At 72.3% G+C, this 14863-nt stretch carries 13 protein-coding genes and 1 pseudogene; 5 read left to right on the forward strand and 9 right to left on the reverse strand.

Features of this window, described 5'->3' with window-relative positions; genetic code table 11:
• Positions 1 to 25: 25 nt before the first annotated feature.
• The 7 genes and pseudogenes from ACWD10_RS20720 to ACWD10_RS20750 all read right to left on the reverse strand — a co-directional run bounded on the left by ACWD10_RS20720 (position 26) and on the right by ACWD10_RS20750 (position 6421).
• Positions 26 to 991: an ABC transporter substrate-binding protein gene (locus tag ACWD10_RS20720; RefSeq protein ID WP_451092964.1), complete on the reverse strand. Its 966-nt coding sequence runs from the start codon at positions 989 to 991 to the stop codon at positions 26 to 28.
• Positions 988 to 1602 (reverse strand): ABC transporter permease, encoded by a 615-nt coding sequence (locus ACWD10_RS20725; RefSeq protein WP_451092966.1) that lies wholly within the window; start codon positions 1600 to 1602, stop codon positions 988 to 990. The genes ACWD10_RS20720 and ACWD10_RS20725 overlap by 4 nt, the downstream gene beginning before the upstream one ends.
• Before the next feature lie 204 nt (positions 1603 to 1806).
• Positions 1807 to 2283, reverse strand: a pseudogene (locus tag ACWD10_RS20730) (ABC transporter permease); the annotation flags it as partial.
• Between the two features lie 82 nt (positions 2284 to 2365).
• Positions 2366 to 2824 carry an RrF2 family transcriptional regulator gene (locus ACWD10_RS20735; RefSeq protein WP_451092968.1) on the reverse strand — a complete coding sequence of 153 codons (459 nt, stop codon included), beginning with the start codon at positions 2822 to 2824 and terminating at the stop codon, positions 2366 to 2368.
• A 90-nt stretch (positions 2825 to 2914) separates the two neighbouring features.
• Positions 2915 to 4987, reverse strand: coding sequence for an ABC transporter permease (locus ACWD10_RS20740; RefSeq protein ID WP_451092970.1), 2073 nt, complete (start codon positions 4985 to 4987; stop codon positions 2915 to 2917).
• A 142-nt stretch (positions 4988 to 5129) separates the two neighbouring features.
• Positions 5130 to 5954 carry a molybdate ABC transporter substrate-binding protein gene (gene modA, locus ACWD10_RS20745; RefSeq protein WP_451092972.1) on the reverse strand — a complete coding sequence of 275 codons (825 nt, stop codon included), beginning with the start codon at positions 5952 to 5954 and terminating at the stop codon, positions 5130 to 5132.
• A gap of 71 nt (positions 5955 to 6025) precedes the next feature.
• A complete protein-coding gene (locus ACWD10_RS20750) occupies positions 6026 to 6421 on the reverse strand; it encodes a TOBE domain-containing protein (RefSeq protein WP_451092974.1) in 396 nt (131 codons plus the stop codon).
• A gap of 240 nt (positions 6422 to 6661) precedes the next feature.
• Here ACWD10_RS20750 and ACWD10_RS20755 point away from each other — a divergent pair, with 240 nt between their 5' ends.
• Complete coding sequence (locus tag ACWD10_RS20755) at positions 6662 to 7156, forward strand: CBS domain-containing protein (protein ID WP_451092976.1); 495 nt, start codon at positions 6662 to 6664, stop codon at positions 7154 to 7156.
• 12 nt (positions 7157 to 7168) lie between these two features.
• On the opposite strand, the gene ACWD10_RS20760 is transcribed toward ACWD10_RS20755, so the two are convergent.
• Positions 7169 to 8317: a Glu/Leu/Phe/Val family dehydrogenase gene (locus ACWD10_RS20760; RefSeq protein ID WP_451092978.1), complete on the reverse strand. Its 1149-nt coding sequence runs from the start codon at positions 8315 to 8317 to the stop codon at positions 7169 to 7171.
• 168 nt (positions 8318 to 8485) lie between these two features.
• On the opposite strand from ACWD10_RS20760, the gene ACWD10_RS20765 reads away from it, so the two are divergent.
• Positions 8486 to 9403, forward strand: a complete 918-nt coding sequence (locus ACWD10_RS20765) for a LysR substrate-binding domain-containing protein (protein ID WP_451092980.1) — start codon at positions 8486 to 8488, stop codon at positions 9401 to 9403.
• A gap of 96 nt (positions 9404 to 9499) precedes the next feature.
• Here ACWD10_RS20765 and ACWD10_RS20770 read toward each other — a convergent pair whose 3' ends face one another.
• A complete protein-coding gene (locus tag ACWD10_RS20770) occupies positions 9500 to 10414 on the reverse strand; it encodes a LysR family transcriptional regulator (RefSeq protein WP_451092982.1) in 915 nt (304 codons plus the stop codon).
• Positions 10415 to 10599: 185 nt separating this feature from the next.
• On the opposite strand from ACWD10_RS20770, the gene ACWD10_RS20775 reads away from it, so the two are divergent.
• The 3 genes from ACWD10_RS20775 to amaB all read left to right on the forward strand — a co-directional run bounded on the left by ACWD10_RS20775 (position 10600) and on the right by amaB (position 14829).
• Positions 10600 to 11775, forward strand: a complete 1176-nt coding sequence (locus ACWD10_RS20775) for an NAD(P)/FAD-dependent oxidoreductase (RefSeq protein WP_451092984.1) — start codon at positions 10600 to 10602, stop codon at positions 11773 to 11775.
• Between the two features lie 104 nt (positions 11776 to 11879).
• On the forward strand, positions 11880 to 13271 hold the full coding sequence (gene hglS / locus ACWD10_RS20780) for a 2-oxoadipate dioxygenase/decarboxylase (protein WP_451092986.1): 1392 nt from the start codon (positions 11880 to 11882) through the stop codon (positions 13269 to 13271).
• A gap of 28 nt (positions 13272 to 13299) precedes the next feature.
• Positions 13300 to 14829: an L-piperidine-6-carboxylate dehydrogenase gene (gene amaB / locus ACWD10_RS20785; RefSeq protein WP_451092988.1), complete on the forward strand. Its 1530-nt coding sequence runs from the start codon at positions 13300 to 13302 to the stop codon at positions 14827 to 14829.
• Positions 14830 to 14863 lie beyond the last annotated feature (34 nt).

Below are 14863 nucleotides of genomic sequence, written 5' to 3' on the forward strand. Positions count from 1 at the left end.
CCTATGTCCCTGCCCATGTCCCTGCCTATGTGATGAGCCGCTTCTCCTTCAGGTACGTCTCCGCCACGTCCTCCGGCAGCCGCCGCCAGCTGTCCACCTGCTCGTTGAGAGAGGCCAAGTCCTCGGTCGTCAGTACGGAGTTGAGCTTGCCGAGTGCCTTGGCGACCTTCTCGCCGCCCGCCCGGGCGCGGTTGACGACCGGCACGATGTAGTCGGCGTTCTGGAGCCTCTTGTCGTCCTCCAGGAGGACCAGGCCGAACGCGTCGAGCGTGGCGTCCGTGGTCGTGGTGAGCACCATCTGGTCCTGACCGCTCTGCACGGCCTGCTTGGCCTGTGTGGTGCCGACGCCCTTCGGGTCGATGCCGGTGATCTCGATGCCGTACGTCTTCTCCAACCCCGTTTGGCAGTACGGGCGTTGGACGCACTCGTCGCCCGCGGCGAGCCGTACGGGGATGCCGGTGCGGCCGAGGTCGCTGAGGGTCTTCAGCTGGTGTTCGGCGGCGAACTTCTCCGTCACAGCGAAGGCGTTCTGGTCGACGGCGCGGCCCGGGTCGAGCACGGTGAGGCCGCGCGGGGCCGCGAGCTCGCGCAGCGCCGTCATGGTGGCGGCCAGGTCGGGTGAGCCGGCGGGCGGGGCGTCGGGGCCGTTGGCCTTGGCGTTCAGCCAGTCCGCGAAGGTGGCGGCGTACTCGGGGACGACGTCGATCTGGCCGCTCTCCAGGGCGGGTTCGTACAGCTCGCGGTTGGCGACGGAGAGCATGCGGGTGCGGTAGCCGGACTCGCGCAGGAGCCGGGCGTACATCTCGGCGAGCAGGTCGCTCTCGGTGAACCCGGCGGAGCCGATGGTGAGTTGGTGGCGGTCGCCGGGCGGCGCGGTGACCTCGCCCTGCTCCTCCAGGGACGGTCCGGTGGCGCAACCGGTGGGCAGCAGCAGGGCGGTCGCGGCGAGCAGGGCCGAGGCGGCGAGGGGGCCATGGAGAAGGCGCCTCATACCCGGGCCCTGCCCCGTGCCAAGGCGGGCGCCAGGCGTTCCACGGTCTCGAAGAACCCCTCGACGACGAGGGCGAACCCGGCGACCAGGACGGCGCCCGCGACCACCTGCGGCGTCGACGCGAGGTTGAATCCGGCGGTGATGACGCGGCCGAGCCCGCCGCCGCCCGCGAGCGCGGCGATGGTGGCGGTGGCGACGAGCTGCACGGCGGCGATCCGGACGCCGCCCAGGATCATCGGCAGCGCGAGCGGCAGTTCGACGCGCCCCAGGAGCTGCCGCCCGGTCATGCCCATGCCCCGGGCGGCCCGCACCACGTCGCGGTCGACGCCGCGCATTCCGACGTACGCGTTGGTGAGCAGCGGCGGCACGGCGAACAGGACCAGCGCGACGACCGTCGGCCCTTGCCCGTACCGGCCGATCGGGGTCAGGAGCAGCAGCACGAGCACGGCGAAGGTCGGCACCGCGCGCCCCACGTTGGAGAGGTTCACGGCGAGCGCGCCGCCCTTGCCGAGGACGAGGGCGACGGGCTGCGCGACCACACAGCTCAGGACGAGACAGGCGACGCAGAGCACCGAGGCGATGAGCAACTGTGCCTTGAAGTACGTGTTCATCCCGGCTTGGAGCTCTCTCCTCCCCTCGCAAGCTCGGGGAGGAGATTCCCTTCTGGATTGCTCCGAAGGGTTTGACGCCTCATGGACGTCCGTACGACGATCCTCCCGACCGCCGGGCAGGTCGGGGACCCGCCAAGTTTCGCCAACTTGACTGTTGTTGGCTGATGTTCACACTTTAGCAGGGTGCTGTGGTGCTCCGCACCGCATGGTGGCGATGCGCAGTCCGGCCATCGCGGCGGGCAGGGCGAGCGGCAGTTCCACGGCGAGCAGCAGCCGGATCGGCCCGTAGCCCATGCCCTTGGCGGCCTGGCGGGTCTCCTGGGGGACGGCGCGCAGCCCGACGAGGATGTTCCGCACGAGCAGCGTCAGCGAGTACAGGACCAGACCGGCGACGACGAGCGAGGCGGAGAGTCCGTACACCGGGAGCAGCAGCGAGAACATCGCGAGCGACGGGATGGTGTAGAGGACGGTGGTGAGCGCGAGGACGGGCCCGGCGGCGATGCTCCAGCGGCGGGCGAGCAGCGCGAGCGGCAGGGACAGGATGACGGCGATGAGGATGGAGAGCCCGGTCAGCTCCAGGTGCTGAAGGACCGCGTCGGCGAGGATCTCGCGGCGGGTGTCGAGGTAGTCGCCGCAGATCCACTCGTTGCGCGCGAGGCAGTCGTCCGGGGGCGCGGTCACCCGTCCATGGGAACCCGGCGGGTGGTGCGGCGGCGCGTCTTGCTGGACCGTACGAGCGGGTACGAGCGGGTACGCGCGGGGGTCAGGGGTTGGTCCAGGCCTCCGGGGCCTCGGCGAGGGTGAGGACCCGCTCGGGCAGTTCGCCGGTGGCGACGTCGGCGAGGGTCACGCCGTCGAGGATCTCGCGGACGTTGGCGCGCAGTGCGATCCAGAGCGGGAGCAGCGCCTCGGCGGGGCCCGTGTAGGAGAGTTCCGGCGGGCGGACGCCGCGCACCGACACCAGCGGACCGTCGACGGCGCGGATCACGTCGGCGAGGGAGATGGCGTCGGCGTCCCGGGCGAGCCGGTAGCCACCGCTGCCGCCGCGGCGGCTCTGTACGAGCCCGGAGCGGCGCATGTCGTTGAGGATGCCCTCGAGGAACTTGTGCGGAATGTCCTGCGCCGCGGCGATGGCTTCCGCCTTGAGCGGGTCGTCGCCCGGGCTCGCGGCGAGCTGGAGGGCGGCCCGTACCGCGTAGTCCGCTCTGGCTGAGATCCGCATGGGGGCAGTATCTCGCAGTGGGCGGAGGTGGGTTCGGGCGGGGTGAGCTGCGGCGCAGGTCACTCAGGTCGCTCAAGTTGCTCAGGTTGCTCAGCTCTCGATGAGCGTCACTTCCGTCGCCTTGACGCTCGCGTAGACGGATACGCCGTCCGCGAGGCCGAGTTCCGTCGCTGCCTGCGGGGTGATCTCGGCGACGAGGTCGGGGGCCGCGTTCTCGGCGTTCTCGGCGTTCCCGGGGCTCCCGGCGATCAGGACGCGCAGTCGACTGCCCACGGCGGTGATCTCGCGCACCGTGCCGGGCCAGACGTTGCGCGGGCTGCCCTCGGGGTGCTCGCGGTGCAGGGACACCGCCTCCGGCGAGATGATCGCGAGGGCCGGGGTGTCCGCGTCGAGCGGGTCGGCGGCGACGAGTTCGCCGCCGTCGGCGAGCCGGAGCTTGCCGCCCGAAGTGGCCGTGCCGGGCAGGGCGTTGCGGCCCAGCATGCGGGCGACCCAGGGCGAGCGCGGGTGCCGGGTGACCTCGGCGGGCGGGGCGTCCTGAAGGGCGCGGCCGTCTTCCAGGACGAGGACGCGGTCGGCGAGCGAGACCGCCTCGACCGGGTCGTGCGTGACGATCAGGCAGACGCCGCCGAAGCCGGACAGGTGGGTGCGCAGGGTGTGCCGCACATGGGCGCGGGTGGTCTGGTCGAGCGCGGCCAGGGGCTCGTCGAGCAGCAGCAGCCGGGGCCGGGCGGCGAGGGCGCGGGCCAGGGCGACGCGCTGGGCCTGACCGCCGGAGAGCTGACCGGGCCTGCGGTGCGCGAGGTGCCGGACACCGAGCCGGTCGAGCCAGTCCTCCGCGGCGCGACGGGCCTCGGCCCGCGGGACGCCCTGGGCGCGCAGCCCGTACGCGGTGTTGGCGAGCGCCGTCAGATGCGGGAAGAGCGCGCCGTCCTGCGGCACCCAGGCGATGCCGCGGCGGTGCGGGGGCCGAGCGGTGACGTCCTGGTCGGCGAGGTGCACGGCGGCGTGGGCGCGGGGGGTGAGGCCGAGCAGGGCGCGCAGCAGGGTGGTCTTTCCGGCGCCGTTGGGGCCGACGACGGCGATGGTGGTGCCGGGGTCGGCGTCGAGCGTGAGGCGGTTGAAGCCGGTGACGTCGGCGTGGAGGGGCCAGCGGGGGGCGTCGGGGGGTGCGGGGGGAGCCGCCTCGGGGTCGGTGGGGGCCGGTGACTCCTGGAGTGTGGCCGGTGGCTCCTCGGGTGTGGCCGGTGGCTCCTCGGAGGTGTCGGGCGTACGACGGTCGCGTGCCGTGGTCGTACGGCCGCCCGGGGCGCCACCGCTCCAGCGGCCGCGCAGCGCGACGAGGACCGCCATGGCGATGGCGAGGAGCAGCAGGGAGACGGAGGTCGCGGCTTCCGGCCGGTCCTGGAGCAGCAGATAGACCTGGAGCGGCAGCGTCTGCGTGGTGCCGGGCAGATTGCCCGCGAACGTGATGGTGGCGCCGAACTCGCCGAGCGCGCGGGCCCAGGTGAGGGCGGCCCCGGCGACCAGGCCGGGGGCGACCATCGGCAGTGTGACGGTGGCAAAGACGCGCAGCGGGGACGCGCCGAGCGAGGCGGCGGTCTCCTCGTACGCGGGCCGCAGCCCGGCCAGGGCGCCCTCCAGGCTGATGACGAGGAACGGCATCGACACGAAGGTGGCCGCCAGCACGGCGCCGGAGGTGTGGAAGGGCAGCACGATCCCGAAGGTGTTCTCCAGCCACGGCCCGAGCAGCCCGCGCCGCCCGAAGCCGAGCAGCAGCGCCACTCCGCCGACGGTGGGCGGCAGGACCATGGGCAAAAGGACCAAGGACCGTACGAGCGCCTTGCCCGGGAAGTCGACGCGGGCGAGCAGCCAGGCCAGCGGCACCCCGAGCAGCAGGGACAGGCCGAGCGCCCAGAACGAGACGAGCAGCGAGAGCCGCAGCGCCTCGGTGACGCCGGGCGCCGTCAGATGACCGCCCAGGTCGCCCCAGGAGGTGCGGGCGAGGATCCCGGCGAGCGGCACGAGCAGAAACACGATGGCGAGCACCGCGGGCACGGCCAGCGCGACGGGCGCACGGAAGCCGGTGCGCGGGCGGGCGTCCGGGTGCGGTCCGGTGCCCGGGCGCTTGCCGGTACGCGGGCTGGTGCGGGTGCTGATCATCGGGGTTCCGGTGGCTCGGCGGGGCGGGCGTGGGGCGGGGCTGGGGGTCGTATCGGCTATGGCGGGTTCGTGTCGACTATGGCGGGTTCGTCTTGGCCACGGCGGGGTTTGTCTCGGCCACGGCGGGTTACCTGCCGAACTGCTACGGGCGCTGGAAGCCCGCGTCCTTGAGGATCTTCTGCGCCTTGTCGCCGGAGAGCCACTGCACGAACGCGTCGGCGGCGTCGGCGTGTGCGGACTGCTTGAGGGTGGCGGCCGGGTAGGCGGCGATGGCGTTCTGGGCGTCGGGAATGTCGACGGTGTCGACCTTGTCGGTCGCCGTGGCGGCGTCGGTGCGGTAGACGATGCCCGCGTCCGCCTCGCCGAGCTCGACCTTGCTCAGGACGGCGCGCACATTGGCCTCCTGCGAGACCGGCCGCACGGTCAGGTTCTGCTTGTCCAGGATCTGCTTGCTGTACCGGCCGACCGGGACCTCGGGCGCCGCGAGCACCACCTTCAGGCCGCTCCTGGTGAGGTCGTCGAGGCCCTTGATGTGCCGGGGGTTGCCCTCGCCCGCCGCGATGACGAGCCGGTTCCGGGCGATCACGGTGGGGGTGCCGGTGTCTTCCTTGAGGCCGTTCATGGTCCGGGTGTCGGCGGTGACCAGGGCGTCGGCCGGGGCGCCCTGCCTGACCTGGGCGGCGAGCTCCTGGGAACCGGCGAAGGAGAACGTGATCTTCGTGCCCGGGTGTTCCTTCTCGTACGCGGCACCGGCGGCCTTGAACACATCAGTGAGGGAGGACGCGGCGAGAACGGTCAGTCGCGTCTCCTGCCCGCCCTGCCCCGCGCCGCCGCTTCCGGCCGCCTCGGTGCCGGTGCCGCAGGCGGCGAGCGGTGCGAGCAGGGCGCCGACGAGGATGGCGCCGGCGGCGTACCCGGTACGGCGACGCCGGGCGGACGCCTGCGCGGCGGTGGGGGCGATCGGCATGGGCGGTACTCCTGGAGCGGGGAAGGGCCGGACGCACGGAACCGGACGTACGGAACCGGACGTAAACGGGATCAGGCGCGGTCGATGTGCACGTTGGTGGACTTCACGCGGGCGGTGGCCTGGACGCCGACCTCCAGGCCGAGCTCCTCGACGGCCTCTCGGGTCAGCAGGGACACGAGGCGGTGCGGGCCCGCCTGGATCTCGACCTGGGCGGCGACGTCGCCGAGCTTCACGGCCGTGACGATGCCGGGGAACGCGTTGCGGGCCGAGGTGTAGCCCGCGTCCTCGTCGCCGATACCGCCCTGAGCGAGCTCCACGGAGAACGCCGCCAGGTCGCGGCCGTCGATGAGGCGGCGGCCGCTGTCGTCCCGGTGGGTCGCGAGCCGTCCGGCGTCCGCCCAGCGGCGCGCGGTGTCGGGGCTGACGCCGAGCAGCCGGGCCGCCTGGCCGATGGTGTAGGACTGCATGTGCGGAAACTTAAGCTTCCGTAGCTGGCATGTGCAAGGTTTTTGGCTGATGACCCATGGCAGGTGCGTACGTCACCGGAGGAAGCTCCAAGGGGCTTCCGCCTCGCCCGCCACCCGTACAACCCGGGCGGAACCGCCCTGCGGCTAGTAGGGTCCGCCATGGTGAGCCGGGAAGTCTGGTCGGCATGCAATGTCCCAACGAGCGCCCTGTAGGCCGGAGTTCGTGGCACGCCGTGCGGCGTGGGCGGCGTGGTCGGGCAGGCCGAGGAGACCGTGATGCGTGCCCATGACCTGGCCGAGCCGTACCCGACGGTGTTCGCGAACGACGATGCCGTGGCGGCGGCCCGGATGTTCGTCGGGCGGCGGCTGCCCGCGCTGCTTGTTCTCGACAGCGACCACCGCCCGTACACGATCGTCCCGGGATCGCAGCTCCTGAGGGTCCTCGTCCCGGACTTCGTCCTCGAGAACCCGTCGATGGCGGGCTCCCTGCCGCCCGAGGACGCCGACTTGATCACGCAGCGGCTCGGCGGTCTGACGGTCGCGCAGTGGCTGCCGCGCCGCAGCCTGCCCACCGTGGTCGGCCCGAACGCGGCGGTGATGGAGATCGCCGCCCTGATGGTGCGTACGCATACGCCGCTGGTGGCGGTGGTGGAGTCGGACGGGCAGCAGAGCCGCACGGTCGGGGCGATCACGGCGGCGCGGCTGATGGAGCACTTCCTCGGCGCCGCCGAGTGAGCCGTCCTCGGTTCACGCTGGAGGAATCCGCCCCTTGCTGCGCATCGCGGCGCGCACGCGGTCCTCGGCCAGGCCGCGCCCGGCGGTGTGCGGTGTCGTGTCGCGGCGCTTGGCCTCTTCGAGGACGGTGACGGTGTTGTCGCACAGTCGGCCGGAGATCGTCTCGAAGATGGTGGGGGTCTCGGGCCGGAACCCGGAGTAGCGGGCATCCATGGCGAACGCGGCCGCGACGACGCCGCCCGCGTTGGCGACGAAGTCCGGTACGACCGTGATGCCGCGCTGGGCGAGGATCTCCTGGGCCCGGGGCGAGGTGGGCAAATTGGCGCCTTCGACGACCAGTTGGGCCTTGATCCGGTGGGCGGTTTCGTCGTCGATGACGTCCTGCAGGGCGGCGGGCACGAGGATGTCGCAGTCGACGGTGAGTTCCAGACCGGGGGCGATGACCGTGCCGTGCGGGTGCCGGTCGACGAAGGCGTCGCCGTGCTCCTCGCGGGCGGCGAGCAAGGCGGGTACGTCCAGGCCACTGGGGTCGTGGAGCCCGCCGTGAGCCGTGGACACGGCGACGACGGCGGCGCCGAGCTCGGCGAAGCGTGCGGCGGCCGCCGCACCCACGGCGCCGAAGCCCTGGATGGCGACCCGGGCCCCGGACAGCGGCAGGCCGAGGGTCCCCGCAGCAGCGTCGGCCGCTTCGGCGACGCCGAAACCGGTGACCCCGAGCTCGTCGTAGGCGACGCCTCCCAAGTGCTCGGGCGTACCGACGGCGGCGCCGCGGTCGCCCAACTCGTCCTGGATGATGGCCGCGTCGCTCTCGGTCAGGCCCATGTCGAGGCCCATCACGTACTCGCGGGGTGCCTCGTTGGAGAGAGCCCGGGCGAACGCGCGGAGGATCGCTTCCTTGTCGCGGGAGGCGGGGTCGGCGACGATGCCCGCCTTGGCGCCGCCGTAGAACAGGTCGACACCGGCCCACTTCCAGGTCATGACCCGGGCCAGGCGGGCGATTTCGTCGACGGTCACGGTCGGGCTCATGCGGGTGCCGCCCTTGCCGACGCCCCGGGCCGTGTTGTCGATGACCAGGACGCCCTTCATACCGGTGCGCCGGTGGGAGACAACGACGATCTTCTCGGGACCCCAGTCGTCGACGAGGGAGAGTGCGTCCGTCACGTGAGTTCTTCCTTCTCTACGGAGGTACGGGACAACGATGTGGGCGCCGGGGCCCGCCCCACAAGGCCAAGCAGCACGAAAGAAATGACCCACAAGCCCAACATTTCCTTACGCTCGCCAGGGCGCCGGCGCTTATGCTCGGCCTGCCCCGAGCCCCTGGAGCCCGCCGTGCTGAAGCCACTGCATCTGCTCACGTTGAAGGCCGTCGTCCGCAGCGGCTCGTTCGCTCTCGCGGCCCGCGAGCTCGGCTACACCGCCTCCGCGATCTCGCAGCAGATCTCGGCCCTGGAGAAGGACAGCGGCCTCGTCCTCTTCGAACGCGAGGCGCACGGCATCCGCCCAACAGCGGCCGCCCACCGCCTGGTTGACCTCAGCACCCGCGCGCTCGCCGCGATGGACGACCTGACGTACCAGGTGCACGAGCTCGCCACCGGCGCCACCGGTCGGCTCAGGCTGGGCAGTTTCCCGACCGCCGGGGTGCGCCTCGTACCGCCCGCCCTCTCCGCGCTGAGCGCTACCCACCCCCGCGCGCAGATCCAGCTCGAGGAGGGCGAGCCCGACGAGCTCGTGGCCGCGCTCGGCACCGGCGATCTGGACCTCGCCCTCGTGTACGAGTACGGGCTCAGCCCACGGCAGTGGCCCGACGGGCTGTCGCGGCATCCCCTGCTGCGCGAAGACCTGATCCTGCTGCGGCCGCACGACAGCGGCCTGAGCGCGCAGCTCGGCAAGCTGTCCCGGGCCCGGTGGATCACCAGCCGGGAAGGCACGGCCGGGGCCCGGTCGCTCACCCGGCTGTGCGCGGCCGCGGGCTTCGATGCCACGGTGGCCTTCCGGAGCAACAACTACGACGTCGTACGGGAGCTGGTCTCCGCCGGGCTCGGCGTGGCCGTCGTACCGGCGCTCGGACACGTACCCAGCGACGCCATCGAGGCCACCCGCCTGACGCAGCGGTCCGCGCACCGCCAGGTGATGGCGGTCCACCGCGCCGAGAGCGGCAACCCGCTCCTTGCCACGATGCTCGCCGCCCTGCGGCACGCGGTACCCACCGACGAGCCCTCGCTGCACCCGGCCGCCGAGACCGAGTAGGACGCCCGATGAGGCGTGATACCGAACGGCCCAGGCCCTGGGGCCGTTTACCGACGGCCCAAGCCCCAGGGCCCGTCTCCCCGATCTTCGCGGGCCCTACCCCGCACCGCCCTGCCGCGCCTTCGCCACCGTCTGCAGGACACCGACCAGAGCCGCCACCGTAGGCCGGTGTTCCGCGGCCGACCGGAACACGACGACGATGTGCCGTTCGATCGTCTCGCGCAGTTCCACCACGTCGAAGCGGGAGGCGCGCAGGCGGAGCATCAGTTCCGTCACCGGGCTCACGCCGACGCCCGCCTCGACGAGCGCGAGCGTGGCCGCGGTGTCGGTCACCTCGTGCTGCACCTCGGGTTCGACGCCCGCGCGGCGGCAGGCGGCGCGCACGGCGCGGCCGTAGTGGCTGTCGGCGGACGGCAGGATCCAGCCCAGGTCCTGGGTGTCCGCCAGAGAGATCCGCTTGCGTCCGGCCATCGACCCGGCGGGCACCGCGAGGGAGAAACGCTCGCGGTAGAGGCGCATCACCCGCAGCGCCGGGTCGCGCGGGATGGGCATGTCCGGGTAGTCGAGGCCGAGCGCGAGGTCCACGGAGCCGGAGGTGACGGCGTCGTACACCTCGTCCACGTCCATATCGCGGCTGCGTACGAGGAGACCGGGGTGGGTCTCGCGGGCGGTGCGCAGGACCAGGGGCAGGATCTCGGCGGCGGCCGTGGTGAACAGGCCGACCCGGAGGGTCCCGGAGGCTTCGTTGCGGGTGCGCTCCAGGGCCTCGACGGCCTCGGCCTCGGTGGCCAGGATCCGCTCGGCGTGCTGGGCCAGGGTCCGGCCCGCGTCCGTCAGTTCCACCCGGCGCCCGACCCGCCGCAACAGCTCCATGCCGGTGGCCTTCTCCAGGGCGGCGATCTGCTGCGAGACACCGCCGGGCGTGTAGCCCAGCGCCTCCGCGACCGCGGTGACGGTCCCGCGCCGGGTCAGTTCCACCAGTGAGCGCAGCTGGGCACCTGTCCAGTCCATATAGCGACTCTAATAGATCCAGTCGATGAACTGTTCATGGACGTCAACTGTCGGGTGCTGCACGATGACGCACAGACAGCTGATCAGCACCGCACGCACTGACAGCCCGAGCCGACGCCCGCCGAACGGATGCCCTCGCGGCACCTTCGGGAGCGGCGACGGCTCCCCGGGAAGGGATCGGCCGCATGACCTCTTCATCCACCTTCCACACCGTTCCGCCGACCGCCGATGTCGTCATCGTCGGCGGTGGCGTGATGGGCACCGGCATCGCCTTCCACCTGGCCGAGGCCGGGGTGCGGAACATCGTCGTCGTCGAACGCGGCGACCTGGGCTGCGGCAGCTCGGGCAAGCCGATCGGCGGCGTACGGGCGCATTTCTCCGATCCGCTCAACATCGAGCTGGGCAGCCGGAGTCTGCGCGCCTTCCAGGACTTCCCGCGGCGCCCCGGCGCGGACATCCGGCTCGACAACGTCGGCTACCTCTTTCTGCTCACCGACGCACAGCAGGTCGCCGACTTCGCGACCAGCGTCAGGATCCAGAACGAACTCGGCGTGCCCAGCCGCATGGTCGGTCCGCGCGAGGCCCGCAGGCTGTGTCCCTACGTCAGCACCGACGGCCTGGTGGCCGCGGTCTTCTCCCCCACCGACGGCCACGCCCGCCCCGGGCTCGTCGTCCAGGGTTACGCCCGCGCCGCGGCCCGGGCAGGCGTCACATTCGCGACGCACACCGCCATCACCGGCCTCGACACCCGCGGCGACCGGATCACGACCGTCCACACCGACCACGGGCCGATCGCCTGCGCCACGGTCATCTGCGCCGCGGGCGCCTGGTCGGCGCAGATCGGGGACATGGCCGGGGCCCCGCTGCCCGTCCGGCCGGTACGCCGCCAACTGTCCTTCACCGCACCGCTCACCCCGCCCGCCCCGCGCATCCCGTTCACCATCGACTTCTCGTCCTCGGCCTACTTCCACAACAGCGACGACGGGCTCCTCTTCGGCCTCGCCGACCCGGATCAGGCGGACGGCTTCGACACCACCTGGACCCCGGAGTGGCTGGAGCTCTTCCGCGACGTCGCGCGGCGCCGGGCGCCCGCCCTCGCGGACATGGAGACGGTCGACGGCTGGGCCGGACTCTACGAGATCACCCCGGACCACAACGCCCTGATCGGCCGCTCCGGCGACGTCCCCAACTTCCTTTACGCCACCGGGTTTTCCGGGCACGGCTTCCTACAGGCCCCCGCGGTCAGCGAGATCGTCCGCGACCTGTATCTGGACCGCACCCCGTGCGTCGACATCACACCGCTCAGCGCCGACCGCTTCACCAGCGGCGCCGAGATCCGCCCCGAAGCCCACGTGGTGTGACCGCCCTTGACCCGACCTCCACTCGCCCTCGCCCTCGCCCTCGCCCTCGCCCCTCACACCCGTACGCCCTACACCCCCGCCCACGAAAGAAAGGCAACCCCGCGATGATCAGCCAGTGGCAGTTGCGCGCCGCCTTCGCCGCGCGGCTCTCCGATATGTACGGGCGGGAGGTCCCCGCCTACACCACCCTGGTCGACGTCTCGCGCGAGGTGAACGAGGACGTCCTGCGCGCCCAGGGCGCCGACGCCGAACGGCTCGGCTCCATCAGCCGGGTCACCGCGGAGCGGCACGGCGCGATCCGGGTCGGCACCCCGCAGGAAATGCAGCAGGTCGCCCGCGTCTTCGGAGCCCTGGGCATGCACCCCGTCGGCTTCTACGACCTGCGCGAGGCGGCGGCCAGCGCGGTCCCCGTCGTCTCCACCGCCTTCCGCCCCACCGACGGCGAAGAACTGGCCCGCAACCCGTTCCGGGTCTTCACCTCCATGCTCACCCCGACGGACCCGCGGTTCTTCGACACCGACCTCCGCGCCCGCCTGGAGACCTTCCTCGCCGGCCGTGAACTGTTCCCGCCGGAGCTGCTCGCCCTCGCCGACCGGGCCGAGGCGGAACGCGAACTGCCGGACGCCGACGCCGAGCGGTTCCTCCACCTCGCCGTTCGGGCCTTCGAGTTGTCGACCGAGCCGATCGACAAGGCGTGGTACGAGACCCTGGAGCGGGTCTCCGCCGTCGCCGCGGACATCGGCGGCGTGCGCAGCACCCACATCAACCACCTCACCCCGCGCGTCCTGGACATCGACGAGCTCTACCGGCGGATGACCGCACGCGGCATCGAGATGATCGACGCCATCCAGGGCCCGCCCCGCTGGAGCGGCCCCGACCTGCTGCTCCGTCAGACGTCCTTCCGTGCCCTTGCCGAGCCGAGGGCGCTGCGCACCCCGGACGGGAGCGTGGTCAGCGGCGCGCTGCGGGTGCGGTTCGGCGAGGTCGAGGCCCGTGGCATCGCCCTGACCCGCGAGGGCCGCGCCCTCTACGATCACCTGCTCACCCTCGTCGACAAGGAGGCAGCGGCGAACCCGCAGGCGGACCGCGGCGAACTCGCGCGCCCCCTATGGGAAGCGCACGTTCCGGCCCACGAACACGAGCTCGCCGCCCAGCAGTTGGCCTACTTCACGTACGACGTGGCGCCCGACCGTCCCCGCGACGGCAGCAAGCCACCCGCCACCCTCGGCGACCTGGTGGCACAGGGCTGGGTGCGCGCCCGACCCATCGTCTACGAGGACTTCCTGCCCCGCTCGGCGGCCGGCATCTTCCAGTCCAACCTCACCAGCGAGGGCTCCCGCGATAACGACCGGACGGGCACCGCGTACGACAGCGAGTGGCTCTCCGGCGCCATCGGCCGGGAGGTCCTCGACCCCTTCGCGCTGTACGAGCGGCAGCAGACCGAGTCCCTGACCCGGGCCGCCCGCGAGCTGAACCTGACCGGCACGCTCACCTGACTCCATCCCCCCATCCCAAGGGAGCATCATGACGAACACCGCCCTTCCCACCACCGAAGAGCTGCGCGAGCGGGCCCGTACCGCCCTCGAGCGCGTCGGCGTGCGCGTGCCCGAGGGCAGCGACTTCCAGGCCCGTACCCCGATCACCGGCGACGACCTCTTCGGCCTGACCGCCGCGACCGCCGCCGACACGGAGGCGGCCATCGCCGCCGCCCACGAGGCGTTCCGCACCTGGCGCAGCACGCCCGCGCCCCGCCGCGGCGAACTCGTGCGCCGCCTCGGCGAGTTGCTGCGCGAGCACAAGAGCGATCTGGCCGACCTCGTGACCATCGAGGCGGGCAAGATCCGCTCGGAGGCGCTCGGTGAGGTCCAGGAGATGATCGACATCTGCGACTTCGCGGTGGGCCTGTCGCGGCAGTTGTACGGCCGCACCATCGCCTCCGAGCGCCCGGGTCACCGCCTGGCCGAGACCTGGCACCCGCTCGGCGTGGTGGGGGTCATCTCCGCGTTCAACTTCCCGGCCGCCGTGTGGTCGTGGAACACCGCCGTCGCCCTGGCCTGCGGCGACACCGTGGTCTGGAAGCCCTCCGAACTCACCCCGCTGATCTCCCTGGCCTGCGACCGGCTGCTCGCCCGGGCCGCCGAAGAGGCCGGCGCGCCGCGGGACCTGCACCGTCTGGTGCTCGGTGACCGGGCCGTCGGCGAGAAGCTCGTCGACGACCCGCGTGTGGCGCTCGTCAGCGCGACCGGCTCCACCCGGATGGGCCGCGAGGTCGGGCCCCGGGTCGCGGCCCGCTTCGGCCGCAGCCTCCTGGAGCTCGGCGGCAACAACGCCGCGGTCGTCGCGCCCTCCGCCGACCTCGATCTCGCCGTCCAGGGCATCGTCTTCGCCGCGGCCGGTACCGCGGGGCAGCGCTGCACCACGCTGCGCCGTCTCATCGTCCACCGCGATATCGCCGACACGCTCGTGGCCCGCCTGACCGCCGCGTATGCCAAGCTCCCCATCGGCAACCCCTTCGACGAGGCCACGCTGGTCGGCCCGCTCATCTCCACCCGGGCGCTCGACGGGATGCAGGACGCCGTGACCCGGGCGCAGGCCGAGGGCGGCAAACTGCTCGCAGGTGGCAACCGTCGGCTTGCCGAATCGGCACCGCAGGCGGCGTACGTCGAGCCCGTCATGGTCCGAGTCGACGAACAGACCGATGTCGTACGGCAGGAGACCTTCGCCCCGATCCTGTACGTGCTGACGTACGACACCCTCGAAGAGGCGATCGCCCTGCACAACGACGTGCCCCAGGGCCTCTCCTCCAGCATCTTCACCCGGGACCAGCAGGAGGCCGAGCTCTTCCTGTCCGCCGAGGGCTCGGACTGCGGCATCGCCAACGTCAATATCGGTACGTCCGGCGCGGAGATCGGCGGTGCCTTCGGCGGCGAGAAGGAGACCGGCGGCGGTCGCGAGTCCGGCTCCGACTCCTGGCGCGCCTACATGCGACCGGCGACGAACACCATCAACTACTCCAGCCACCTCGCGCTGGCGCAGAACGTCAGCTTCCTCTGAACGATTTCTCTGAACTGCTCCTCCGAGCGGCTCC

Source organism: Streptomyces sp. NPDC002851, from assembly GCF_053591935.1.